Genomic DNA, 24,911 nt, shown 5'->3' with positions numbered 1-24,911 from the left:
AAAGCAGTAAGGATTTGGAGTTGGTGAACTAAACTAGTTACAAGTATACTGCTAAAAAACAGAAAACTTGTTTTTAGCAGTAAGATCAGGCGGACAAAAGTTGACCACAAGCTAATTTGCGAGATTCAGTACTGCTTAAAAAGCAAAAATAAAGATATAGACGTAGCACATTTTTTTCTTGGCATCCAAAATTTGAAAAGCTCTAAAAAAGCCGTAAACTCTGGGAAATGTATATTTACCACTCGCCATGCGCGCCAAGGCGAATTCATAGAATGCTGACGCATTCTATTTCATCCGTCTTGTCGCCTTATAGGCTGATTCCGATATGTGCCGATTTGTGAGCAAGCTCCCATCGGCCCAATCGGAAATCATCCTGCATGGCTCGTTATATCCGAAGATAAAATAACAAATGGCGGAAATGAGAAACTGATGACCGCCATTTTGCGTTCATCAAGTCCCCTTTCTGGTAGATGACGGCAAAGAATCCTAAGGCAATATATGCCTGTGTAAATTTTGGTGAAGCAGTCTGCCCGGAGGATATCAGGGAGCAGGCAATCTGTATCGATGGGGATATCGGTACGGTAATAGACGAATTGAGGAAGTGATTTCATGATCATAAATACAGGGATGCGCACGGACATACCGGCGTTCTACCATGAGTGGCTGATAAACAGAATAAAAGAAGGCTTTGTGTTGGTACGCAATCCCTATAACCCTTCACAGGTGACCAGGTACAGCCTGTCCCCGGAGGTTGTGGATCTGATTGCATTCTGTACAAAGAATCCTGCACCGATGCTGCTGCATATGGATGTACTAAAGCCTTACGGACAATACTGGTTCGTTACCATTACGCCGTATGGGAAAGATATCGAGCCTAATGTGCCGGATAAGCAGAAAGTGATGGAAGACTTTAAGAAGCTTTCTGATGCCGTCAGTGTAGACAGTGTTGGCTGGCGATATGATCCGATCTTTGTGGATGATAAGCATTCCGTGGACTGGCATATAGAACAGTTTGAGCATATGGCTGCAACACTTTCAGGATATACGAAGACCTGTGTGATCAGCTTCATCGACATCTATAAGAAAGTGGAGCGGAATTTCCCGGAAGCAAGGGAGGTTTTTAAGAAAGACAGACTGACGATCGGCAAAGCTTTTATTGAAATCGCAAAACAGCATGATATGATCATCAGACCGTGTGCGGAGGGAAATGACCTGCAAGCCTACGGTGCAGACTGCTCCGGCTGCATGACGGTAAAGACTTTTGAGACTGCTCTCCATGCAAGACTCGATGTTCCTAAACGAAGCAGGAATCAGAGGAACAATGAATGCGCCTGCCTTTTGGGAACCGATATCGGGGCATATGACACTTGCGGCCATCTTTGCAGGTACTGTTATGCCAATACGAATGCAGCACTTGTGAGAGAGAATATGACGAAGCACGATCCAAAGTCACCTTTTCTGATCGGGAACAGTCAGCCCGGGGATGTAATCCATGAGGCAGAGCAGAAAAGCTGGCTGGATCTGCAGATGAGATTGGAGATATGAAGGTAGTTCTTATCAGACATGCTAAAGTGAATTTCAAATGGAAATCCTGGTACACTTCTGAGCAGTTCGACAAAGCCTGCAAGGAGTACGACCAGGCGCCTATTACGGATTCTGGCTACTCTGCTCCCGAGGGCGTGTATTCAAGCTACTACATAAGTGCGCTTCCAAGAACCAGAGAAACCGCCCAGAGAATCTTTGGCGAGCGGGACTATATTGCCACGGAGCTGATCAACGAAGTGCCATTGTCAGCCGGCCACAATTCAGGGATTAAGCTGCCGCTGCTTTTTTGGAATGTCTCAGGCAGACTTCAGTGGTACTTCAACAATCCCAGGCAGCAGGAAGGGAGACTTCAGACAGGCAAAAGAGCTATGCAGTTCGTGAACAAGCTTAAAGAGAAAAATGAGGACTGCGTGGTGGTCACCCATGGATTTTTTATGCATACACTTGTGGCGGAGCTTAAAAGAGAAGGATTTGTTGTAGATAATAAATCCCTGAAATATGATAATGGTCAGTGTGTGATCGCAAGATTATAAAGATTCAAGTGAAGCAGTACATGATCCAATGTATAGAAGACGAGGAGGGGCTACATGGGTATTACGTACAGGAAGCTAAACGAGGAAGACTTAGACATATTCATACAGATGAGGATTAACCAGCTCAGAGAAGAAGGAGCCAAGGAGGATATCGACCTGACTCCTGCGCTTAAGGATTATTACCGCAGGCACATGTCTGATGGAACCTTCGTGTCCTGGCTGGCTCTTGACGAAGACAAGATCATTGGCACCAGCGGTATGTCTTTTGTAGAGAAACCGCCGTACTTCGGATGTCCAAGTGGCAAGATGGGTCTTTTGTCCAGCATGTTTACGGATCCCGCCTACAGACGTCAGGGAATTGCAAAAGAGCTATTGGATAGAGTGGTAAAAGAAGCAAGAGCCTACGGATGTGGTACTGTGCAGATCACAGCATCTGACATGGGAGTGAAGCTCTACACCGCATATGGCTTTATCCATAATGGCAATTTCATGCAGTATAAGCTTTAAATTGAGGGCTAGCTCTTTTAACACAAATTTATACTAACGGTATAATGCAATCTTCAGAATGATGTGTTACTATACGATATAGAAAGAGAGAAGCGGAGCAGAGATAAGCTCCCGGAAAGGAAAAACAGAGACATGACAACAATGAATCGCAATTATTGCCTTTATAGCGAAAGTTATGAATCATCACTCCAGAGTAAATCAGAGTGGATGTTTGATTTCATGCGCTCATTTAAGGATAGGCAAATGCGAGAAAATGTTGTTAGGCAAGGATCCTGATAGATAGGATTAGGCTTATAGATAAACATGAACTGCGTACCGCTTACCTTTAGATGAGGCAAGCGGTATTTTTTATGTACGAAAGGAGTCGAAAATGACACAGAATATTCCAGCGATCAACATGATTGCGACGGGACAGAGAATTACAGATTTAAGAGTGGCAGCCGGTATGTCTGTTAGGGATTTACAGGATGTGTTCGGATTTGCTACTCCACAGGCGATTTACAAGTGGCAGCACGGAACTGCCATGCCAACACTAGATAACTTAGTGGTGCTGGCTGCAGTTCTTGGAGTTGCTATGGACGACATTATTGTAGTTGATGGGGAATGCCTTTATTTAGAAAGCGCATGAACTGAATATAGATAAGCAGGCGTAAAAGAGCCTGCTCCTTGGGCAAGTAGCGAATCGGCAAACGCGGCGGACTGTAAATCCGCTCTCTTCGGAGGTAATGGGCTCGACACCCATCTTGCCCACTTGTTATGCCGTGGTGGCCGAGTGGTAAGGCACCTGATTGCTAATCAGCGGTTTCCTTCACGGGAAGATAGGTTCGATCCCTATTCACGGCGTTGTGTCATCTGAGCCATAAATAGCATGTAGAGTGCCTATTTATGGCTTTATAAACAGATGCCATTCAGAGTATTTTTGATTACATATAAGAGAGTTTTCTTCCGGACTCGATCAGTTCTTTTTCAAAGGCCTCAGGGTTCTTCAAGTAGTAGTCCTGATGGTACTCCTCAGCCTCATAGAAGTTCTTATATGGTAAAAGAGCTATCTTTGTCTCTTTACCTGAATTCTTTTCAATCTCAGCTATCTTTTTCTGGGCTAGCTCTTTTTCCTCTTCGGAATTGTAGAAAATCGCCAGAGTATAGGAAAAACCCTTGTCGATAAACTGGCCCTCAGCGTCAAAAGGATCCACGTTGGCAAAGTAAATATCAAGAAGCTTCTCATAGGCAACCTTCTCTGGGTCATAGACCAGCTTAATGGTCTCTCTATGGCCAGTTTCCTGGTGCTTAACCTGCTCGTAGGTTGGATTAACCTCATCGCCGCCTGCGTAGCCGCAAATAACCTTGTCTACTCCGTACATCTTGTAAATTGGTGTAACGCACCAAAAGCATCCGCCTGCAAAATAAGCTTCTTTCATAACTTTCGTCATCCTTTCCAGTAATATCTCCCATCATAGCTTTTTTGGCAAAAGAAATAAAGCCTTTTGTTGATTTTAGCACTTTGCCGTGGTAATGTAGTAAATAAACAGATTACTATGTTGGGAGGAAATTATGGGAACACAGCTAATTATCGGAATCGTAATTGTATTGTATCTGGCCATGATGATCCTTATCGGCGTTATCTTCTCTAAAGGCAACGACGATGCAGGTGATTTCTATCTCGGTGGAAGAAAGCTTGGACCGTTTGTGGCAGCCATGAGCGCGGAAGCCTCAGACATGAGTAGCTGGCTGCTGCTTGGAATACCAGGACTTGCGTATCTGTCTGGTATGGCAGACGCCACCTGGACTATCATCGGCCTTGCCATTGGAACATATCTTAACTGGCTGTTTGTAGCTAAGAGGCTCAGGAAGAGCACTGAAAAGCTAGGCGCCATCACAATTCCTGAATATTTCGCAGCCAGATATAAGGATGATAAAAAAATCATCACCTTAATTTCAGCTGTGATCATCGTTATTTTCTTTATCCCCTACGTTGCTTCAGGCTTCGCTGCCTGCGGAAAGCTCTTTAACACATTGTTTGGCGTGGACTACCTCTTTGCCATGATCGTCAGCGCCATCATCATCGCCATGTACTGCTCCCTGGGCGGATTTAAAGCGGTGTGCATGACTGACCTGGTGCAGAGTATCGCCATGACACTATCTCTTATAATTGTAATTTTCTTCGGAATCTCTCAGGCAGGCGGCTGGGACGCTGTTGTAGAAAACGCTAAATCCCTCCCGGGGTATTTTAGCATCACCCAGATCCACGATCCTGTTTCCAAAACCGCGAGCCCATACGGCGTGCTGACTGCATGCTCCATGCTGGCTTGGGGTCTTGGGTATTTTGGAATGCCACACATTCTGGTGCGCTTCATGGCCATCGAAAACGAAGAGAAGATCAAGGTTTCAAGACGAGTAGCCAGCGTGTGGGTTGTTATCGCCATGTTCGTGGCCCTTACTATAGGTGTTATCGGTCTTGCCATGAGCTCAAAAGGCGTTATTCCTGTCCTCGAGGGAAGCGGAGATTCAGAAAGAGTCATCATCCACATCACCAATCTCATGAGCACCTACGGAATATTGCCAGCCATCGTTGCCGGCGTTATCCTTTCCGGAATCCTGGCAGCCACCATGTCCACTGCGGATTCTCAGCTCCTGGCTTCTGCCTCAGCTATTTCTTCCGACCTGATCCAGGCCTTCGGTAAAAAGAAAATTGACGATGAGAACCAGGTTAAGATAGCAAAGATCACAGTAGTTATCATCTCCATAATTGCCATCTTCATCGCAAGGGACCCTAACTCATCAGTATTCCAGATCGTATCCTTTGCCTGGGCTGGCTTTGGTGCTGCTTTTGGACCAGTTGTGTTGCTGTCCCTTTTCTGGAAACGTTCCAATCTCTACGGCGCTCTTGCAGGCATGATCGCAGGCGGATCCTTCGTATTCATCTGGAAATATGGAATCTCCAAGCTCGGCGGCGGATTTGCAATCTACGAACTTCTTCCAGCATTCCTCATTGCGCTGGTGGTTAACGTGGTTGTGAGCCTTGTAACTAAGCCGGTGAAATAAATTTTGTACAATCTAATTGACAAATACCCCGCTAGGGTATATATTAGTATCAACTAATATACCCGGGAGGGGTATTGTTGTTAAAAGAGATAATTCTCTTAAACACCATGCTCCACAATGAATGTAACTTTTTGCTTTGGAGGGAAATATGCCCAAGAAGAAAAACGAGATGGAAGAGATGAAAGGCACTTGCCCACACTGTTCTGGCAAGCATAAAGACAGAGATGACAAAGAGAAAAGAGATCTCATGAACAGGCTTAAGAGAATCGAGGGCCAGGTCCGCGGCGTTGAAGGCATGCTTGAAGACGACGCTTACTGCACAGACATCCTGGTTCAGGTGTCCGCCATCACCAGTGCCCTAAACAGTTTTAATAAAGTTCTTTTAGCAAATCACATGAAGAGCTGTGTGGCTGACAACATTCGCCAAGGCAACGATGAGATTATCGATGAGCTGGTGGTAACACTGCAGAAACTCATGAAATGATACGTGGGGACGGGGTTAGTGTATCATTTTGTATTCCCGCAAACCCACAATCCGCAAAGAGGAAATATTATGAAACAATACAACGTAACCGGAATGAGCTGCGCTGCGTGCCAGACTAGAGTTGAGAAAGCGGTCGCTAAGCTCCCGGGAGTAAAAGAGGTAAGCGTCTCCCTTCTAACCAATTCCATGGGTGTTGAAGGTGATGTCAGCGAAGCTGATGTTATCAGAGCCGTGGAAGAAGCTGGATACGGCGTAAAGCCCAAAGACGTAGCAACAAAAGAGAATAGCAAGCAGAGTGCTTCTGCTAAGCTTGCCGCTGAGGAAGAGGCGTTAAAGGACCATGAGACACCAAAGCTTGTCAGGAGACTTGCCTGGTCCATTGGATTTCTTTTGATCCTGATGTATCTCACCATGGGCCACAACATGCTTGGGCTCCCGGTTCCGGGCTTCCTTGTGCATAACCATTTAGGCCTGGCCCTTACCCAGATGCTGCTGGCAATCATCGTGATGTACATTAACAGAGCGTTCTTCATCTCAGGCTTCAGGACCCTTTTCCACGGAAGCCCCAACATGGATGCGCTGGTAGCCCTTGGCTCGTCGGTATCCTTCGGCTGGTCATTGTACGTTCTTTACAAGATGACCGTGATGATCACCCAGGGCACGCCGAACGCGGACCTGATGGACATGTATCACAGCCAGCTGTACTTTGAGTCGGCGGCCATGATCCCGGCCCTGATCACAGTGGGCAAGACTTTGGAGTCACTATCTAAGGGCAGGACCACAGATGCTCTTAAGAACCTGATGAAGATGGCGCCTAAGACCGCCACAGTAGAGCGTCAGGGAAAAGAGCTATTGGTGGATATCGACGAAGTGCAGACCGGAGATGTTTTTGTTGTAAAGCCAGGAGAGGCGATTCCTGTGGATGGAACAATCATCGAGGGCAATACTGCTGTTGATGAATCCGCCCTTACTGGAGAATCCATTCCGGTAGACAAGGCGGAGGGCGACAGCGTCAGCGCTGCCACAATAAATCAGTCGGGATTCTTTAAGGCAACTGCCAGCCGCGTTGGAGAGGATACCACCTTCTCCCAGATCATTCAGATGGTCAGTGACGCAGCGGCCACCAAGGCCCCCATCGCCAGAATTGCAGATAAGGTTTCCGGCGTGTTTGTACCGGCAGTTATAGCCATTGCTACAATAGTGTTTATTGTATGGATGGTACAGGGCGCGGGAGTTGTGTTTGCTCTGGAGCGCGCCATAAGCGTACTGGTCATTAGCTGTCCATGTGCACTGGGCCTGGCTACACCCGTAGCCATAATGGTTGGTAACGGCATGGGCGCCAAGAACGGAATCCTCTTTAAGACCAGCGAATCCTTGGAGTCCACAGGCAAAGTCCAGATCGTAGCCCTTGATAAGACTGGCACCATCACTGCAGGAAAGCCTGAAGTTACAGATACTATCCCTGCAGAAGGCGTTACAGCCCAGGAACTTATAGCAACCGCATACCTGCTGGAAGCAAGAAGTGAGCATCCTCTAGCCAAGGCCATTGTTAATTCGGTGGACAATCCACCTTGCCCTGTGCATCCTGTCACTGACTGGAAGGCTCTTCCTGGAAACGGAATCTCAGCCCAGCAGAACGGGCAGGCTTTGTACGCTGGTTCAGGTAAGTTCATCCGCACCGTATGTAAGCTGGATCCTGACATGGAGCAGAGGGAAAAGAGTTTATCCGAAGAGGGCAAGACTCCGCTGTTTTTTGCAAGAGATGGTAAGCTCCTTGGAATCATCGCCGTTGCTGACGTGATCAAGGAAGACTCCGCCCAGGCGGTAAAAGAGCTACAGAATATGGGCATAGAAGTTGTCATGCTTACAGGTGATAACGAAAGAACGGCCCAGGCAATCGGCAAACAGGCAGGAGTAGACAAGGTTATAGCAGGCGTCCTTCCTGATGGCAAGGAAGCAGTTATCAGAGACCTTCAGAAATATGGAAAGGTAGCAATGGTGGGAGATGGCATCAATGATTCTCCAGCTCTTACCCGGGCTGACATCGGCATAGCCATCGGGGCCGGCGCAGATGTGGCAGTGGATTCTGCAGACGTAGTTCTGATGAATTCAAAACTCACAGACGTATCAGCAGCTGTAAGACTTAGCCGCGGAACTCTTATGAACATATATGAGAATCTATTCTGGGCCTTTGCCTATAACATTATTCTCATACCTATGGCAGCAGGCCTGTACCCAGGAATCCACATGAACCCTATGTGGGGCGCAGCAGCCATGTCATTATCAAGCTTTACAGTTTGTATGAATGCGCTGAGACTCAACCTATTCAAGATGCACGACGCATCAAAAGATCATAAGATTAGAAAACCCGTATCATTAGAGGGATTATCTGATAGTAATGTAAACAACGATAAAATGGAGGAAAAGACAATGACTAAAACACTTAAAGTAGAAGGAATGATGTGTGAGCACTGTGAGGCTCGCGTAAAGAAGGCTCTTGAAGCCGTTGCAGGCGTTGAAAGCGCTGTAGCAGATCACAATGCAAATACTGCAGTAGTAACACTTAGTGCAGACGTAGCAGATGACGTGCTTAAAAAAGCTGTAGAAGATCAGGATTATAAAGTACTCGGAGTTGAATAAGAAATGACGCAGGGAGGAATATCCCTGCGCCATATTATTCAACCAAGCAACTTCTCAAACTCCGCCTCTGGCATAGGTTTGTAGAAGTAGTAACCCTGAATGTAATCACAATCATAATCCCGCAGGAACTTGAGCTGTTCCTCGGTTTCAACACCTTCGGCCGTAACTTTGGCTCCGATCATGTGGGCCAGGCCGATGGTGGTTATGATTATGGATTCTACCTTGTCGTTAAGTCCGATCTTCCGGACAAATCCCATATCAAGCTTGATAATATCGAAATTAAAATTCTCCAGCATGGACAGTGAGCTCATGCCGCTGCCATAGTCATCCAGAAGGATCCTGATTCCCTGAACCCTCATCTCATTAAGATAATCCATGGCCTTAGTCTCCAGCTCCGCGCAGGCAGACTCAGTGACCTCAAACCTGATCATAGTGGGATCAAGCTCAAGATCTTTTATCCTCTCCAAAATACTCTCAATAAACACAGAATCATAGAAATCAACGCGGGAAAGGTTGATGGCGCAAGGAACAATGCGCTGCTTCTTGTGCATGCGCCTTGCAATCAGCTCCATTCCGCGGCTTACGATATAGTTATCGAGACTGGAAATCTTGCCCTCAGCCTCGATGATAGGTATAAACTCTCCGGGAGCAACCATGCCAAAGTCCTTGTGACGCCATCTTATCAGCATTTCTGCGCTGGCAATCTCACCGGTCTTGGCATCCACAATTGGCTGGTAATAAGGCTCGAACTCGTTGTCACTAAGGCCTCTCTCCAGATCTGATAAAAGAAATCTCTGCTTAACGTAGTCCTCCTTCATCACATCGTCATAGTAGGCATAGAGGTGATTTCCGCTTCCTGCCTCGATATTTTTTTCCGCCATCTTGGCACCGCCGAGGAGCTGCGTAATCTCGGCGCTGGAATTCTTAATGGCATAGATTCCGCAGCGGATCTCGTAGTTAAACTCCTTGGATTCAATCTTGAAAACCTGATTACACATGGTTTTCAGAGTCTTGTCCTTTAGATTCTCATCAGAAGTTATCAGCACGAAGTGGTCACTCTCCAGCCTTCCCATGATCACAGGCTTAAGGTACTGGCGCAGCACATCCCTGGTCTGGAAGATAACCATATCGCCGCTCTGGTCGCCGAACAGCTCGTTCACGGCCTTGAAACCCTTGACGTTGGTGTAGACAAGGGAATAATGCTCATCATCAGACAGCTCCTGGATAAAGAGCTTAGCTCTTTTCATAAAACCAGTTCTGGCGTACTCGTCGGTGAGCCAGTCGTGGTCCAGAGCAGTTGTAATATCGAAAAAGACAAACAAAAGCCAGTCAGGGTATCCCGGAACCTCCCTGACGCGGATGTTCTTGGCCTTCTGACCCTCAGGAGTGTCCACGTGGAGCGTCCTTACATAGTTGCCCTTCTCCTTCAGCTCCTCCAGAATATACGGAATCCTGATATTATCTAAAAAGATATCACGCTCCTCATCCACAACATTCTGAGAGAGCTTGAAACAAATGTCGTTGAACTGCAGGCGACTGCCCTCAAAAATAGCCGAAAGCTCGTCGCTAAGATGGTAAACCTCGCAGACGCTGTTGGTGATATTAACAGAGACCACCAGCTCGTAGCCATCCTCCATCAGGGCCTTGATAACCGGCTGCTCATAAACTCCCATAAACGGAATAATGGTACCTTGCTTAAGCGGCGTAATCATGCCGTCTTCAATCTTCTCGCCAACGCCCTTAAACACAGTTTTGCCATTCTTAACCTTAAAGTAACTTCCGTCAGACACCAGATAGAACCTGCTTCCGAAGCTGTCTGGAAGCACAATATCCTCTATAAAGTCCATGCCATCCACCTTTGCCTTCTTAAGGCACTCAGCATGGGGAATCATCTCGATGTTGGTAAGGTCCAGTCCGTCAGAGAAGCGGACATAGTTAGGATCCGAGGCTTCGCCTGGAAGCTCCGGCGCAAGATATACGTTGTACGCAGCATTCATGGAACCGGCACTTAGACTGATGATGATGCCATCATATGTTAAAAGAGCTTGTTTTAATCCAATACGCTTCATGAAAGCCAGCTGTGTTGGGGCATGACCCCCCGCAAGATAGATCACATTGGCCCAGGACAACAGGTCAGAGAGACTATCCTTATCATCTTCCGTAAGCACGCGAACTTCAGACACCTTAAGATTCTTCATCTCAAGAGTGTCAACCACGGTGCGCTTTTGCTGGTCATTTTCAGTTGTAGCAGTGGGATCACAAGGAACATAGAGCATCTTGGGAGACTCTGGCCACTCGGTTCTTAGATCTTCAAAAAAGCCATAGCAATCCCCGGGATCCTTCTTTTCGTAGGAACCGCACTCCTGATAAGGGATGAAACTACTGGTTAGATATAGAACCATAAGCTCTCTCTCCGAAGATACATGAAACGAATTAACGCATATATATGCATTATATCATGATTATCTGCATTTTTGATTCCTCTTGCCAAATTTACGTAAACAAGTTAAAATTATTAAAACGATTAACGAGGCGTAAATTAGGCAAATCAATGGGAAAGAATTGGGGGAATTAAATTGATAACCTTAAAAGAGATAGCAAAAGAGTGTGGAGTTTCCACCGCTACCGTTTCAAACATACTAAATGGCAAGAACAACGCCAGTGAGGAGACCAGGGAGAGAGTCCTCAGTGTCGTTAAGGAAAGGGGCTACAAGCTCAACTACATAGCCCAGGGCCTTAGGAAGCAGAAGAGCCAGACTATTGGCGTTATTGCTGAAGATATCGCACAGTTCACCACCCCTGAGATCATCGAGGGTATCATGGAGACCTGTGAAGAGAGAGGCTATCGCACCATCGTTCAGAACCTGCGTCTTTACTCAAGATGGCAGGATCAGTGGTTTGATAACGAGAAGATGTACCATTCCATCATGGATCCTGCGGTTCAGGAGATGGCATCCATTCGAGTTGACGGTATTGTCTACGTGGCAGGCCACGCCCGCAAGATCAACAGATTCCCCAGCGACTACGATATCCCTGCAGTCCTTGCCTACGCCTATTCCCAGGAACAGGACGTTCCTTCCGTAGTTATCGATGATGAAGAATCTGCCAGAAGAGCAGTGGAATACCTGATCAGCAAAGGCCACACCAAGATTGGCGTAATGGCCGGTGAACAGGACAACATACATACCAAGCTTCGTACCCTGGGCTATCAGAAGGCCCTCTATGAAGCAGGCATCCTCTACAACCCAGGGCTGGTGGTATACGCAGGCTGGGGCAAAGAGCGCGCCTACAAAGCAACCCAGCAGATCCTGGACAAGGACGTTACAGCCATCTTCTGCATGTCCGACCGAAATGCAGGCGGCGTCTACAAGTACCTCTTTGAGCACGGCAAGGAAGTTGCCAAGGACATCTCCGTCGTGGGCTTTGACGGCGAGATGATCTCAGACTACATGATGCCTGGCCTTTCAACCATGCAGATCGAACTTGCCGAGATTGGTAAAAGAGCTATCAACCTCCTCTTCGACAAGATGGAAAACAAAGAGGTTCCAGAGGAGATTAAGGTTCCTTGTACCCTGGTGGAGAGGGAGTCTGTCAAGGGGTTAAACGTTTAAGTTTTGTGCATATTGCATATTTATCACCCCTAATTATCATCACATATCAACAAACTGCATATTTTTATCACAATATCGTATTGACAATCAGAAATGATTGTCATATTCTTTAATCAAGATGTTAATCGATTAACATGTCGCGGACGAAAAAACACATTGTTGGAGGGTACTATGAAAAAGAAAATCGCTTCTTTATTACTTAGTATGACCACCATGGCCATGGTTTTTTGTGGATGTGGTGAGGCAACTCCTGAGTCAGCAGGCTCTGGAGATGGAACACAGCAGACTAGCACAACAGCTGATGGTAGTGGCGACACAGCAGCTGCAGGTGATAAGGCTGCACAGGCTATAGCAGATCGTAAGGCTAAGGCAGCAGAGACAGGCGAGTATGAGAAGGTTGTTATCGCTTTCTTTGACTGGACCGGAAGACCAGCAGGTCTTGACCGTGTCAATGAAGCTCTTTCTGCATATACAGAAGAGACTCTCGGTCTTGATGTTGAGCTCATGATCATCGATTCAGCAGCATATGGTGATGACATGAAGCTGATGCTTTCTTCAGGAGAGCAGGTAGATCTTTTCTCAACATGTATTCTTGGATATAACCCATCAATCAACAACGGTTATGTTCTTGATCTTGAAGAGAACGGAATGTTTGATGACTACTGCGCTGGCATTAAAGAGAAGATCAGAGAAGATTACCTCGATGCCTGCAGAGTTGGCGGCGTACTCTATGGAACACCTCCTATTAAGGACTACGCTATTGAGACCTGCGCAGTTTGCGTAGGACAGGAATACCTTGATGCGATCGGCTACGACGTATCAGCACTTCCTACTGGTGACCTTGGATATCCTAAGGCAACATGGGATGATATTAACGACATTTACGCTCAGCTCCATGAGCAGTTCCCAGATAAATACGTAATGGCAATCCAGGACAATGAGCTTACACAGGGAAGCTCAGTTGATAACATCGCTGGTGACTACTTCGGAACACTTCTTGATCCTCAGAACTCTCTCAAGATCGAAGACGTTTACTCATCTGACATCTTCAAAGAGTGGGCTACAAGAGCTTACGAGTGGAACCAGGCTGGATACATTTCACAGGATGCTTTAACTGACACAACTGGTGCTTCAGCTAAGGTTAAGTCAGGTTCTTACATGGCAATGATGGCTTGCTGTAAGCCAGGTTACAAGACACAGATCTCTGGTGAGTGCGGAAGAGACATGGTTGTATTCGATGTAGGTGAGAGCTTCATGAGTTCTTCATCAGTTTCATCATTCCCATGGTGCATCAACCAGAACACAGAGGATCCAGTTGCTACAATCCAGGTTCTCAATGCTCTTTACACAGATTCAACAATCGAAACACTTATGTGCTGGGGCCAGGAAGGCGTTGACTTCAAGGTTAACTCAGACGGCACAATCACATACGCTGACGGCGTTGATGCTAACAACTCAGAGTACTATCCAAACGTTCTCTGGCTCATGCCTAACCCATACATGACCTACGTTTGGGAAGGTGATCCACTTGATCTTGGACAGCAGATTGCAGACTTTAATGACAACTGCGCATGCAAGTCTTTGGCACTTGGATTTACCTGGGATAACACAGACTATGCTTCTGAGTACACAGCTCTTAAGAACGCATATGACGAGTATGGACCAAAGGTTGTTTACGGTTTTGTAGATCCTGAGACAGGTATTGCAGAGCTTGAAGCAGCACTTCAGGCAGCAGGCCTTAACGATTACATGGCAGCTAAGCAGGCAGCACTTGATGCATGGGCTGCAGAAAACGGAATTCAGTAATTAAGAACTGAGGGGGCTCCGGCTATCGGGGGGATAGCCGGGGCCTATTTTATAAGATCCACAATCTTTAAGAGGAGCAATAGTATGGCAGTGGGGAAAAGAACTAACAAGACCAAAAAGAAAAACATAAAGCGCTTCATACCTCTCTATGTCATGGCATTTCCGGGACTCTTATATCTTTTTATCAACAACTATTTACCACTTCCCGGCCTTGTCCTTGCATTCAAGAAATTCAACGCCAAAAAGGGAATCTACGGTTCTCCCTTCGTAGGCTTCAAGAACTTCAAATATCTTTTTGCAACAAAGGATGCCTTCGTTATCACAAGGAACACGATCCTGTACAACGCAGTGTTCATTGTGGTTAACACAATCCTGGCAATATTTGTTGCGATCCTATTAGCTGAGATGACCTCAAGGGTTAAGAAGGCTTACCAGTCCTTCATTCTCTTGCCCTACATGATTTCCATGGTTATCGTAAGCTACCTTGTTTTCGGATTCTTATCCACAGAAAATGGATTTATCAATAACTCTATCCTCAAGCCCCTTGGCATGAGCCCGGTTTCCTGGTACATGGAAAAGAAATACTGGCCCTTCATCCTGGTGTTCGTAAGCGCCTGGAAGGGTGTAGGTTACAACTGTGTTATCTACCTTGCCAGCATCCTGGGAATCGACAGAAGCATCTACGAGTCAGCCTCCATCGACGGCGCTTCCAAGTGGCAGCAGATCTTCAAGATCACAATACCGCTCCTAAGGCCAACAATCGTAATGCTGACCCTTCTTGCGGTAGGCAGGATCTTCTATTCAGATTTCGGACTCTTTTACCAGGTTCCACAGAACCAGGGCGCGCTCTTTAGCGTAACCAACACCATCGACACCTACGTTTACAGAGGTCTCGTTGAGCTGGGCGATATGTCAATGTCCTCTGCTGCAGGCCTGTACCAGTCACTGGTGGGCTTCATCCTGGTCATCGGATCGAATCTGGTGGTTAAGAAGATCGATCCGGAGTATGCGTTATTCTGAGGAGACATTACAGATGAGAACTAGAGAAGAAAGAAACTTTCAGATATTTGCACACGTAGTAATGAGCATATTGTCGCTCCTGGCGGTGATTCCATTTGCGCTGCTGGTCATATCCTCTTTTACCGATAATGACACGCTGATTGCAAACGGATACTCGTTCACACCGGAAAAATGGAGCACTTATGCCTACGAGTACATCTTTAAAACAGGAAATTCCGTAATCCACGCCTATGGAATATCTATATTACTGACAATTGTGGGAACAGCCATAGCCCTCACCATCACAACGATGCTGGCCTATGCATTGAGTAAGCCTGAGCTTCCTTTCAGGAGCGTCCTGCTATTCCTTGTGTTCTTCACACTTTTGTTCAACGGCGGACTGGTTCCGACCTACATAGTTTATTCCAACATGCTTAGCATTAAGAACAGCTTCTGGGCGCTGCTGGTACCAGGCCTTTTGATGAACGGCTTCAACGTTATGCTGATGAAATCATACTTCTGCAGCAGCATACCAACAGAAATCCTTGATGCAGCGTACATAGACGGGGCTTCTGAATATAAAACATTTTTAAGTGTAGTCCTTCCGCTCTCAAAACCAATCGTTGCAACCATAGGTCTTTTCGCAGGAATCGCCTATTGGAACGACTGGATGAACGGTTATATCTACCTTACAAAGCGTACTGATCTGTATTCCGTACAGAACCTGCTTAACAGAATGATGCAGAACATTCAGTACCTGTCCCAGAACAGCTCTAGGGTTCAGGATGCTGGCGTGGGCCTTGCGTCCATTCCTTCTGTATCTGTGCGAATGGCAATGGCTACAGTAGGCGTGCTGCCTATACTTGTGTCATATCCATTCATCCAGGGCAACTTTGTAAAGGGCATAACCTTAGGAGGAGTAAAAGGCTAAAGGGGAATTGAACATGAAATTACACATCAACGAGAATCACAAATTAAGTCACATCGAACCAGAAGTGTATGGTCATTTTAGTGAACACCTTGGAAGGTGCATATACGGTGGACTTTTTGTGGGGGAGAATAAAGAGATCGCTAACGAAAACGGAATGCGAAAGGATGTGGTGGATGCCCTGAAGGCGATCCAGATACCGGTCCTTCGCTGGCCTGGAGGTAACTTTGCGGACGAATACCATTGGATGGATGGAATTGGTCCCAAAGAGCTAAGAAAGAAGATGATCAACACCCACTGGGGCGGTGTGATTGAAGATAATAGCTTTGGAACCCATGAGTACTTCGAGCTTTGCAGACAGCTTGGCTGTAAAACCTACGTCAACGGCAACGTTGGAAGCGGCACTGTTCGCGAGATGAGTGAGTGGGTGGAGTACATGACCTTCAACGGCGTATCACCAATGGCTGAGCTTCGTAAGAAGAATGGCCACGAAGAGCCCTGGGTTGTGGACTACTTTGGAGTTGGTAACGAGAACTGGGGCTGCGGCGGCAACATGACCGCAGACTATTATGGCAATAAATACAGGAATTATCAGACCTACGTCCGTAACTACGATGGCAACAAGCCTATCAAGAAGGTTTGCTGCGGTCCTAACGCCGACGATTACAGATGGACAAAAGAAATCCTGGAGACCTGCTACAGACACCCGGCGCCAGCTGGAACTCACGGCTTCATGGACGGCTTCTCCGTTCACTACTACGTTGTGGTTAATAGCTGGGAGCACAAGGGAAGTGCTAAGGAATTCTCCAAGGAAGAGTACTACCGCGCAATGCGGAAGGCTGTCTACATGGACGACATCATCACTGGTAACGACAGAATCCTGTCCCAGTACGATCCAGAGAAAAAGATTGCCATGCTTGTGGATGAATGGGGCTGCTGGCACGACGTTGAGGAGAACACTAATCCGGGCTTCCTCTATCAGCAGAACTCCATGAGAGATGCCCAGGTGGCAGGCGCTACCCTTAATATCTTCAACAAGCACTCTGACAGAGTTAAGATGGGATGCCTTGCCCAGATCGTCAACGTGCTTCAATCCGTGATCCTTACTGAGGATGACAAGATGGTGCTGACACCAACCTACCACATTTTCCACATGTATCGCTTCCATCAGGACGCTGACCTTCTGGACAGCTACCTTGAGGGCGATAGTAAGGTTGGAATCGGCGAGGACGTTGCAAGTAACGTCAACGAATCCGTCTCTGTGGATAAAGATGGTGTATTAACCATCACCTTGAACAACATAGATGTGGATAACTCTGCTGAAATCGAGATAGACCTTCGTGAGCATGACGTTAAGAACGTCACAGGATTTGAGCTTGCAGGTGCTATGACAGACTACAACACCTTCGACAAGCCAGAGACTGTGAAGGAAGTCGCCTTCTCAGACTTCTCATTTGAGGGCAAGAGCGTTAAGGTGAAGATGAAGCCTTGTAGCTGCGTGACCTTGAGGGTTGAGATGAAGTGAGATTGATTTTGTAGTGCATTTTAAGGAATTTTAGGGGACTTGCGGATAAAGATTATTGAATCGGTAATTCTTATCCGCAAGTTTTTTACTTTTACAAACAACCCAATGAATCACAGTGTTTTTCTGAATTTTTAATGCATTGTTAAGAAATATGGCGCACTGTATCATGTTATAATTTAAACGTAATAGTGGCTATTTATGTTATGGAAAAGGACATGGGAACTAGTATTAGCAAGTCTCATAACAGAATAGTGCATGGCTGGGTAAAGAGGGCGCTAGCTCTTTTGTTTACTGCGGCCATTTTTTCTGTCCTGATATTCCCTAGTTATGTTACCGCTAATGCTGGGGCAAATGCAGGTTCTAACACCGGATATAGTACTAGTGCTAGATCTAATACAAGTGCAAGAAATAGCACAGGCACCGGAGAGGGATACAATTCCAAGAAGGTAGTTCGTGTGGGCTGGTACGAGGCGGCCTACTGTTATACTGATAAATTTGGCAGAAAGACAGGTATTGCCTACGAGTATCAGCAGAAGATCGCCAGCTATACAGGCTGGGAGTATGAGTATGTGGAAGGCACATGGCCTGAGCTGCTTGCGATGCTGATGAAGGGCGAGATAGATCTTTTAAGTGATGTGTCCTATACCGATGAGAGGGCCAAGAGCATCCTGTATCCGTCTCTGCCAATGGGAACAGAGTCTTATTACATCTATATTAGTTCTGATAATCTGGAGCTGATGGATGAACATGTCCTTGCCTTCAATGGAAAGACTTTTGCTGTTAACCGTGGAAGTATCCAGGAGAAGTTCCTGAAGGATTGGGCAAAGGATAACAATATTTCCATCAAAATTAAGGAGATTATTGATTTATCTGCCGATGAGACGATAGATCTTTTACGCAAAGGCGAGGTTGATGCCTATGTATCACTTGATACATATGGCAAGGGCGATGGTTGTACGCCTGTTTATAAGATTGGTGCTTCTGATTACTTCTTTGCTGTTTGCAATAGCCGGCCAGATCTATTGTCTGAGCTTGATCATGCGCTTATTTCAATTCAGAATGAGGATCCTTTCTATAATCAGAGGCTTTATCAGAAGTACATATGGTCCTGCAACACAGGCATTATGTTTACTAAGGAAGAGCGCGAGTGGGCAAGTGCCCATAACACCATAAAGGTGGGATATCGAGATAACTATCCGCCGTTCTGTTATCAGGAGAATGGTGAGCTTTCCGGCGCGCTTAAGGACTACCTTGAGTATGCTTCCACCAGCATTGAGGGAATGCGGATCAATTATGAGGCTATAGCCTATCCGACTACGGAAGATGCTATTGTTGCCCTTAACAATGGGGAGATTGATGCTGTTTTCCCTGTAAGCATGAGTGCCTACGACAGTGAAGTCAGTGATATGTACGTAACTACGCCTGTTATGTCGGCTGAGATATATGCTCTTGTAAGAACCGGCGAGGAGAAGGATGTTCTGACGGCTGATGACACTAAGGTTGTGCTTCTTACCGGCAATGTGAACTTTGATAATTTCGTAAAAGATTACTTCCCAGATTGGGAGATTATGTGGGATTCGCCACTAGAAAAGGTCTACGAAGATGTAGCAGATGGTAAGGCTGATTGTGCCATGGTTAATGGCTACCGTATCACTACTAACGACAGGCTCCGTAGGAAATATGAGCTTTCACTTATCGATACCGGTGAAGAAATGGAATTCTCTTTTGCCGTAAAGAGAGAGAATGGAATGCTGTTCTCAATCATGGATAAGACCGCTGGACTGGTGCAAGAAGCGGCTGTAGATACCATGCTATCAAGGTATAATAATCCTATTACCAAGGTATCATTTTATGATTACTTGCAGGATAACTGGTCTGTGGCTGTTGCAGTGGCAGCGGTTATTGTGAGCCTTATTCTGTTCCTGCTTCTTACTAGTGTGAAATCTGATCAGAAGGCGACAGAACGCCAGAAGCTGATCAGTGCTACAGAGCTTGATCCTCTTACAGGCCTCTATACAAGGAATTTCTTCTTTGCTTATGCAAACCGTATGTACAAGGAGAACCCGGACTACAGGATGGATGCCATCGTTACTAATATCGAGCAGTTCCATGTTATCAATGCGCTGTATGGATGGGACTTTGGCGATACTATTCTGAAGGCATTGGGTGAAGAGATTTCTGCGTACATCGGAGGAACAGATGGAATAGCATGTAGATCCCAGGCGGATCGCTTCGATATCTATGTTGTTCATACCGATGATTACGAGGGTCTTTACGAGCGTCTGCAGGGTAAGCTGGATGAGGTTTCTCAGAATGTCAGCATCCGACTTAGAATGGGTGTTATGCCATGGCAAAAGGACCTTGGACCTGTACAGCTCTTTGATAGAGCCCGTGCAGCCTGCAGCATGATCCGTGGTGCCCAGTTTAAGCGTCTTATGGTATTTAGTGAAGAGATGCGAGAAAGGGAGATCCTTGAGCAGAGGCTCCTGGGCGATCTTCGCTATGCTCTTGATAATAACGAGTTTACAGTCTTCTATCAGCCTAAGTTCAAGGTTCAGGTGGATCCGCCAAAGCTATGGAGTGCTGAGGCTCTTGTTAGATGGAATCACCATGAACTTGGCTTGATTCCTCCAGGTGATTTCATTACTCTCTTTGAGAAGAGTGGCCAGATTGAGCAGCTTGATAAGTATGTCTGGAACGAGGCTGCAAGGCAGATCGCAGAGTGGAAGGAAAAATACGGCGTTATTATTCCTGTGTCTGTGAACTTGTCTCGTGTTGAGATCTTTGATCCTGATATTGAAAATATAATTGATGGAATTGTTGAAGAACATGGCATTGGCAGGGAGAACCTGCATCTTGAGATTACAGAATCTGCCTACACTGAAGGTGAAGAGAAGATTCTTGAAGTTATTGAGAGCTTCAGAAGGAAGGGTTACCACATCGAGATGGATGACTTCGGTACTGGCTATTCATCCCTTAACCTTTTGAGCCACATGTCTATTGATGTTCTTAAGCTGGACCGCAGTTTTATTAAGGATATTGTGGGCGAGGATTCAGAAAGCAAGAATGTGCGCATGGTTGAGCTGATCCTGGATATCGCCAAGAGCCTGCGACTTGTGGTTGTTGCGGAAGGTGTTGAGACCAAAGAGCAGGTGGAATTCCTTAAGAAGCGTGGCTGCGACCTGATTCAGGGATATTACTTCTCTAAGCCGCTGCCGGCGGAGGAGTTTGAGAAGAAGGCGTTTTGAATGTTGATTTGCGGGGATATTTGGGGAATGTGAGAAAACATGAGATGAATTGCGAAAACTACGGTAAAGTTACCTAGAGAGAAGGGTAGTTACCGTAGATTGGACGTTTACTGAACGTTTACTGAGTGTTTGATCCAACGCAGTTGCATAATTGGGGCATTTTCCACAATATTTGCAGAGAAATGCACGGTGGTAGGAATCTATAATTGATGGCAGATAGTAAACACACCACGGGGGAACACGCATGAACACAAGCACTCTCAAAATCAATCCATCCAACACCGTACAATTCAACAATAACGTTGATTACTGCGTCGGAACAGGCCGCCTTGGCCTTGCGCTGACAGAAGAATATCTCAAGGAGCTGGCCTTTGTTCAGGAAATGATTGGCTTTTCCTACATTAGAGGCCACGGTCTCTTCTCTGATGACGTCTCAATTTATCATGAATACGAGGAAGACGGCGAGACCAAGGTAGAGTACAACTACACCTACATCGACAGAATCTTTGATAGCTACTTAAAGCTTGGAATCAGGCCTTATCTGGAGCTGGGCTTCATGCCAGGTCAGCTTGCAAGCGGCACCCAGACTATATTCTACTGGAAGGGCAACACCACACCACCTAAGGATTACAAGAAGTGGACTGACATGGTCATAGCTCTTTTAGCACATCTTAAGGACCGCTACGGCGAGGAAGTCGTAACCTGGCCAATCGAAGTCTGGAATGAGCCTAATCTTCCGGGGTTCTGGTACAAGGCAGACATGGAGGAGTATTTCAAGCTCTTCAAAGAAACCTTCCTTGCAATCAAGGCCTACGACCAGCGCTTCAAGGTTGGCGGTCCAGCTATCTGCGGCGTTAAGGATGCCGAGTGGACCAAAGCTTTCCTTGAATTCTGCAAAAGGGAGAACATTTGTCCAGACCGCATTACAAGACATCACTACTGCGTTGAATTCCCTGAGAGAATCGGTCACTACGACTACTCCAAGCTTGAAGACCAGGAAATGCGCTTTGGGAACCTAAAGTCAACCCGCGACATCGTTGACTCCTTCCAGGAATTCAAGGGCCTTCCTATTCACCTGACTGAATTCAGCACCTCCTACACACCAAAGGGCGTCATCCATGACACCAACATCAACGCAGCTTACCTGGCAAGACAGCTGTCCAGACTTGGCGATGTTAATGAAGCATATTCTTATTGGACCTTTGGCGATGTATTTGAAGAGCAGGGCGTTCCAGAATCCTTGTTCCATGGTGGTTTTGGCATGGTGGCTGCAGGCAACATCCCTAAGCCAACTTTCTGGACATTCTACTTCTACAAGCAGCTCAAACTCTTTAGCGAGACCTGTGTCCACCGCGACGACAACTCTGTAATTGTAAAAAGAGCTGACGGCTACGCAGGAATTCTGTGGAATATCGATGGGGAAGATGAAGAGAGAAAGATAGAATTTGAGCTAGATGGGGGCTACACACTCATTACCAAGACTGTAGATGAGATTACCTGCAATCCTCTCAAGCTTTGGCATGACCTGGGCGAGCCAGCTTACCCTAATGCTAGCGAAGTAGAGCTTATCAGAAGTGCTGCCTGGCCACAGGTTGCTAGTGAGGTTGTTGGTGGTAGCAAGCAGGCGGCAGATGGCGCTTCTGCCAGCGTAAACATCAAAGTCAAAAAGAACGGCGTTGTGTTCTTCACACTTACAAAGAGAAAATCCACACCAGATCGTGGTTACGATTATGAGAAAGTAATCTCATTCCACTAATAAGAAACAAAAAAAGAAAAGCTTAGTAACCTGATCAGATCAAGTCGCTAAGCTTTTTTCCATAAAAGAAATCATGTTCAAGCTGAGCAAATTCCTCCCACATAGCCAGTGTGCGGCAGCAGTCCTTTCGCTCACACTCCTCTGCATCCGGGGCCAGGCAAGCCACAGGAACAATGGGGCCTTCCATCTGCTCGATGATCTCGCCAACAGTGTATTCCTTGGGAGCCCTGGTAAGCTTGTATCCACCGTGCTTTCCGCTGGCGCCAGCTATCAGCTTGGATTTCACAAGCTCCTTGGCAATGATCTCCAGATACTTCTTGGAGACCCCCTGCCTTTCAGCTATATCCTTCAGCGGCACGAAGTCTTCACTGTGCTGCTGCGCAAGATCTATCATTATTCTAAGGGCGTATCTGCCTTTGGTAGAAAACATATGCGACTTCCTTTCTCTATAATCATGGACCTGACTACTATAAATAGTTGCAGATCCAGTGTCTACTAGTCCACAAATCCAATCTCTGCAACTCATTGATTTACATAATAAAAGTATAAAACCTACTAGATTACTATGTAAATACCAATCCCCCATATCCCCTATACCTAGAATTTATCATAGGCGATAAAGAATGCTTATCATAAAACCTATTGACATAGTAGGTGAATACTAATATCATAAATTCAACATTTAAAAAACGCAAGAAAAAGTATTTAAAATTGGGAGGATAAAGATATGAGCAATTACAGATTCGAGACATTACAGTTACACGTAGGACAGGAGCAACCAGATCCAGCAACAGACGCACGCGCAGTTCCTATTTATCAGACAACATCATACGTTTTCCGCAACAGCCAGCACGCAGCAGACAGATTCGGCCTGGCAGATGCAGGTAACATCTACGGAAGGCTTACAAACTCGACACAGGACGTTTTGGAAAAGAGAATTGCAGCCCTTGAAGGCGGCAGCGCAGCACTGGCAGTTGCGTCAGGTGCAGCAGCAATCACATATACAATCCAGGCCCTCGCAGCAAACGGCGGCCACATCGTTGCTCAGAAGACCATCTACGGCGGAAGCTACAACCTCCTTGCACATACACTTCCACAGTATGGCGTAACAACTACATTTGTAGATGCTCACAACCTTGCAGAAGTTGAGGGCGCCATCAAAGAAAACACAAGAGCAATCTACCTTGAGACCCTTGGAAATCCTAACAGCGATATTCCAGACATCGACGCAATCGCAGAGATCGCTCACAAGCACGGACTTCCACTTGTAATCGACAATACCTTCGGAACACCATACCTCATCAGACCAATCGAGCACGGCGCTGACATCGTAGTTCATTCTGCAACCAAGTTCATCGGCGGCCACGGCACAACACTCGGCGGAATCATCGTTGAGGCCGGCAAGTACGACTGGAAGAAGAGCGGCAAATTCCCTAACATCGCAGATCCTAACCCAAGCTACCACGGCGTATCCTTCGCAGATGCCGTAGGACCAGCAGCTTTCGTTACATATATAAGAGCAATTCTCCTTAGAGACACAGGAGCTACAATCTCTCCATTCAACGCATTCCTGCTTCTTCAGGGCGTTGAGACACTCTCACTTCGTCTCGATAGACACGCTGAGAACACCAAGAAAGTTGTAGAGTTCCTCCAGAACCACCCTAAGGTTGAGAAGGTTAACCACCCTTCACTTGCAGATCACCCAGATCACGCACTATACGAGAAGTACTTCCCTAACGGCGGCGCTTCAATCTTCACATTCGAGATCAAGGGCGGCAAAGAAGCAGCTTGGAAGTTCATCGACAACCTTGAGATCTTCTCACTCCTTGCCAATGTTGCAGACGTTAAGAGCCTTGTGATCCACCCTGCAACAACAACTCACTCTCAGCTCAACGACGACGAGCTCAAGGACCAGGGCATCACACAGAGCACAATCCGTCTCTCAATCGGTACTGAGCACATCGACGACATCATCGCTGACCTTGAGAAGGGCTTCGCAGCCATCTAATAAGACAATGGGGACGGTGTACCGACCCCCAAAAGTTAGACCAAAAATCTAACGATTGGGAGGTCGGTATTTTTATGGCTAAATATTCATATGAATTTAAGAAGAAAGTTGTTTTCGCTTATTTAAAAGGTGAAGGCAGCTACAGGTATCTTGCTAAAACTTATGGAATTCCAGCTGTAGCCATCATTGAAAGATGGGTCCAGAATTATCAAGCTTTCGGAGATGATGGACTTGTGCGTTCTCGTCAGCAACAAATATATTCTTTCGAAAAGAAACTTT

19 protein-coding genes and 2 tRNA genes are annotated in these 24,911 nt (G+C 46.4%); 18 read left to right on the top strand and 3 right to left on the bottom strand.

All coding sequences use genetic code 11. From position 1 onward, the window contains the following. The first annotated feature begins 609 nt into the window (after positions 1-609). From T541_RS0115685 to T541_RS0115660, 6 genes are all read left to right on the top strand, one after another. Positions 610-1,545, top strand: coding sequence for a DUF1848 domain-containing protein (locus T541_RS0115685; RefSeq protein ID WP_026653573.1), 936 nt, complete (start codon positions 610-612; stop codon positions 1,543-1,545). Continuing rightward, positions 1,542-2,078, top strand: a complete 537-nt coding sequence (locus T541_RS0115680) for a histidine phosphatase family protein (protein ID WP_026653572.1) — start codon at positions 1,542-1,544, stop codon at positions 2,076-2,078. Before T541_RS0115685 ends, T541_RS0115680 begins: the two co-directional genes overlap by 4 nt. Before the next feature lie 54 nt (positions 2,079-2,132). Continuing rightward, positions 2,133-2,585 (top strand): GNAT family N-acetyltransferase, encoded by a 453-nt coding sequence (locus T541_RS0115675; protein WP_026653571.1) that lies wholly within the window; start codon positions 2,133-2,135, stop codon positions 2,583-2,585. Between the two features lie 370 nt (positions 2,586-2,955). Beyond that, a complete protein-coding gene (locus tag T541_RS0115670) occupies positions 2,956-3,213 on the top strand; it encodes a helix-turn-helix domain-containing protein (protein WP_034467562.1) in 258 nt (85 codons plus the stop codon). A 40-nt stretch (positions 3,214-3,253) separates the two neighbouring features. Next, positions 3,254-3,335 (top strand) — tRNA-Tyr (locus tag T541_RS0115665). An 8-nt stretch (positions 3,336-3,343) separates the two neighbouring features. Continuing rightward, positions 3,344-3,428: transfer RNA gene (locus T541_RS0115660), tRNA-Ser, on the top strand. A gap of 80 nt (positions 3,429-3,508) precedes the next feature. Here T541_RS0115660 and msrA read toward each other — a convergent pair. Beyond that, positions 3,509-4,003, bottom strand: coding sequence for a peptide-methionine (S)-S-oxide reductase MsrA (gene msrA / locus T541_RS0115655; RefSeq protein WP_197025181.1), 495 nt, complete (start codon positions 4,001-4,003; stop codon positions 3,509-3,511). 133 nt (positions 4,004-4,136) lie between these two features. On the opposite strand from msrA, the gene T541_RS19930 reads away from it, so the two are divergent. From T541_RS19930 to T541_RS0115640, 3 genes are all read left to right on the top strand, one after another. Continuing rightward, on the top strand, positions 4,137-5,627 hold the full coding sequence (locus T541_RS19930) for a sodium/proline symporter (RefSeq protein WP_034467560.1): 1,491 nt from the start codon (positions 4,137-4,139) through the stop codon (positions 5,625-5,627). Between the two features lie 169 nt (positions 5,628-5,796). Continuing rightward, the gene (locus T541_RS0115645) at positions 5,797-6,111 is read left to right on the top strand and encodes a metal-sensing transcriptional repressor (protein WP_026653568.1); all 315 of its coding nucleotides are present in this window, start codon (positions 5,797-5,799) and stop codon (positions 6,109-6,111) included. 69 nt (positions 6,112-6,180) lie between these two features. After that, a complete protein-coding gene (locus tag T541_RS0115640; RefSeq protein WP_026653567.1) occupies positions 6,181-8,751 on the top strand; it encodes a heavy metal translocating P-type ATPase in 2,571 nt (856 codons plus the stop codon). Positions 8,752-8,789: 38 nt separating this feature from the next. Here the strand turns inward: T541_RS0115640 and T541_RS0115635 are convergent, their stop codons facing one another. Then, positions 8,790-11,153 carry an EAL domain-containing protein gene (locus T541_RS0115635; RefSeq protein ID WP_026653566.1) on the bottom strand — a complete coding sequence of 788 codons (2,364 nt, stop codon included), beginning with the start codon at positions 11,151-11,153 and terminating at the stop codon, positions 8,790-8,792. Positions 11,154-11,327: 174 nt separating this feature from the next. Here T541_RS0115635 and T541_RS0115630 point away from each other — a divergent pair, with 174 nt between their 5' ends. The 7 genes from T541_RS0115630 to T541_RS0115600 all read left to right on the top strand — a co-directional run bounded on the left by T541_RS0115630 (position 11,328) and on the right by T541_RS0115600 (position 22,624). Then, entirely contained in the window at positions 11,328-12,362 is a 1,035-nt protein-coding gene (locus T541_RS0115630; RefSeq protein WP_026653565.1) for a LacI family DNA-binding transcriptional regulator, read from the top strand. A gap of 171 nt (positions 12,363-12,533) precedes the next feature. Next, positions 12,534-14,168, top strand: coding sequence for an ABC transporter substrate-binding protein (locus T541_RS0115625; protein WP_026653564.1), 1,635 nt, complete (start codon positions 12,534-12,536; stop codon positions 14,166-14,168). 84 nt (positions 14,169-14,252) lie between these two features. After that, the gene (locus tag T541_RS19925) at positions 14,253-15,188 is read left to right on the top strand and encodes an ABC transporter permease (RefSeq protein ID WP_034467556.1); all 936 of its coding nucleotides are present in this window, start codon (positions 14,253-14,255) and stop codon (positions 15,186-15,188) included. 13 nt (positions 15,189-15,201) lie between these two features. Next, complete coding sequence (locus T541_RS0115615) at positions 15,202-16,098, top strand: carbohydrate ABC transporter permease (RefSeq protein WP_026653563.1); 897 nt, start codon at positions 15,202-15,204, stop codon at positions 16,096-16,098. A 13-nt stretch (positions 16,099-16,111) separates the two neighbouring features. Then, on the top strand, positions 16,112-17,620 hold the full coding sequence (locus T541_RS0115610; protein ID WP_034467553.1) for an alpha-N-arabinofuranosidase: 1,509 nt from the start codon (positions 16,112-16,114) through the stop codon (positions 17,618-17,620). A gap of 215 nt (positions 17,621-17,835) precedes the next feature. Next, positions 17,836-20,868: an EAL domain-containing protein gene (locus tag T541_RS0115605; protein ID WP_026653561.1), complete on the top strand. Its 3,033-nt coding sequence runs from the start codon at positions 17,836-17,838 to the stop codon at positions 20,866-20,868. 244 nt (positions 20,869-21,112) lie between these two features. After that, positions 21,113-22,624, top strand: a complete 1,512-nt coding sequence (locus T541_RS0115600) for a GH39 family glycosyl hydrolase (protein ID WP_026653560.1) — start codon at positions 21,113-21,115, stop codon at positions 22,622-22,624. A 34-nt stretch (positions 22,625-22,658) separates the two neighbouring features. Here the strand turns inward: T541_RS0115600 and T541_RS0115595 are convergent, their stop codons facing one another. Next, positions 22,659-23,054, bottom strand: coding sequence for an RrF2 family transcriptional regulator (locus tag T541_RS0115595; protein WP_026653559.1), 396 nt, complete (start codon positions 23,052-23,054; stop codon positions 22,659-22,661). Positions 23,055-23,351: 297 nt separating this feature from the next. On the opposite strand from T541_RS0115595, the gene T541_RS0115590 reads away from it, so the two are divergent. Together T541_RS0115590 and T541_RS21695 are read left to right on the top strand one after the other, a co-directional pair. Next, on the top strand, positions 23,352-24,632 hold the full coding sequence (locus T541_RS0115590; RefSeq protein ID WP_026653558.1) for an O-acetylhomoserine aminocarboxypropyltransferase/cysteine synthase family protein: 1,281 nt from the start codon (positions 23,352-23,354) through the stop codon (positions 24,630-24,632). Between the two features lie 74 nt (positions 24,633-24,706). After that, positions 24,707-24,911: helix-turn-helix domain-containing protein (locus T541_RS21695; RefSeq protein ID WP_026653557.1), on the top strand; the 205-nt coding region annotated here is incomplete at its 3' end.

Origin of the sequence: Butyrivibrio proteoclasticus P6B7 (assembly GCF_000622085.1) — a bacterium.
Taxonomy (GTDB): Bacteria; Bacillota; Clostridia; order Lachnospirales; family Lachnospiraceae; genus Butyrivibrio; species Butyrivibrio proteoclasticus_A.
This window is presented reverse-complemented; position numbering and strand designations above follow the sequence as displayed.

Coding starts and splice junctions, on each gene's coding strand:
- T541_RS0115680 (WP_026653572.1), top strand. CDS start 1,542: ATGAAGGTAGTTCTTATCAGACATGCTAAAGTGAATTTCAAATGGAAA.
- T541_RS0115600 (WP_026653560.1), top strand. CDS start 21,113: ATGAACACAAGCACTCTCAAAATCAATCCATCCAACACCGTACAATTC.
- T541_RS0115685 (WP_026653573.1), top strand. CDS start 610: ATGATCATAAATACAGGGATGCGCACGGACATACCGGCGTTCTACCAT.
- T541_RS19930 (WP_034467560.1), top strand. CDS start 4,137: ATGGGAACACAGCTAATTATCGGAATCGTAATTGTATTGTATCTGGCC.
- T541_RS0115675 (WP_026653571.1), top strand. CDS start 2,133: ATGGGTATTACGTACAGGAAGCTAAACGAGGAAGACTTAGACATATTC.
- T541_RS0115670 (WP_034467562.1), top strand. CDS start 2,956: ATGACACAGAATATTCCAGCGATCAACATGATTGCGACGGGACAGAGA.
- T541_RS0115625 (WP_026653564.1), top strand. CDS start 12,534: ATGAAAAAGAAAATCGCTTCTTTATTACTTAGTATGACCACCATGGCC.
- T541_RS0115640 (WP_026653567.1), top strand. CDS start 6,181: ATGAAACAATACAACGTAACCGGAATGAGCTGCGCTGCGTGCCAGACT.
- T541_RS0115645 (WP_026653568.1), top strand. CDS start 5,797: ATGGAAGAGATGAAAGGCACTTGCCCACACTGTTCTGGCAAGCATAAA.
- T541_RS0115610 (WP_034467553.1), top strand. CDS start 16,112: ATGAAATTACACATCAACGAGAATCACAAATTAAGTCACATCGAACCA.
- T541_RS0115605 (WP_026653561.1), top strand. CDS start 17,836: ATGGGAACTAGTATTAGCAAGTCTCATAACAGAATAGTGCATGGCTGG.
- T541_RS0115635 (WP_026653566.1), bottom strand. CDS start 11,153: ATGGTTCTATATCTAACCAGTAGTTTCATCCCTTATCAGGAGTGCGGT.
- T541_RS0115615 (WP_026653563.1), top strand. CDS start 15,202: ATGAGAACTAGAGAAGAAAGAAACTTTCAGATATTTGCACACGTAGTA.
- msrA (WP_197025181.1), bottom strand. CDS start 4,003: ATGAAAGAAGCTTATTTTGCAGGCGGATGCTTTTGGTGCGTTACACCA.
- T541_RS19925 (WP_034467556.1), top strand. CDS start 14,253: ATGGCAGTGGGGAAAAGAACTAACAAGACCAAAAAGAAAAACATAAAG.
- T541_RS0115590 (WP_026653558.1), top strand. CDS start 23,352: ATGAGCAATTACAGATTCGAGACATTACAGTTACACGTAGGACAGGAG.
- T541_RS0115595 (WP_026653559.1), bottom strand. CDS start 23,054: ATGTTTTCTACCAAAGGCAGATACGCCCTTAGAATAATGATAGATCTT.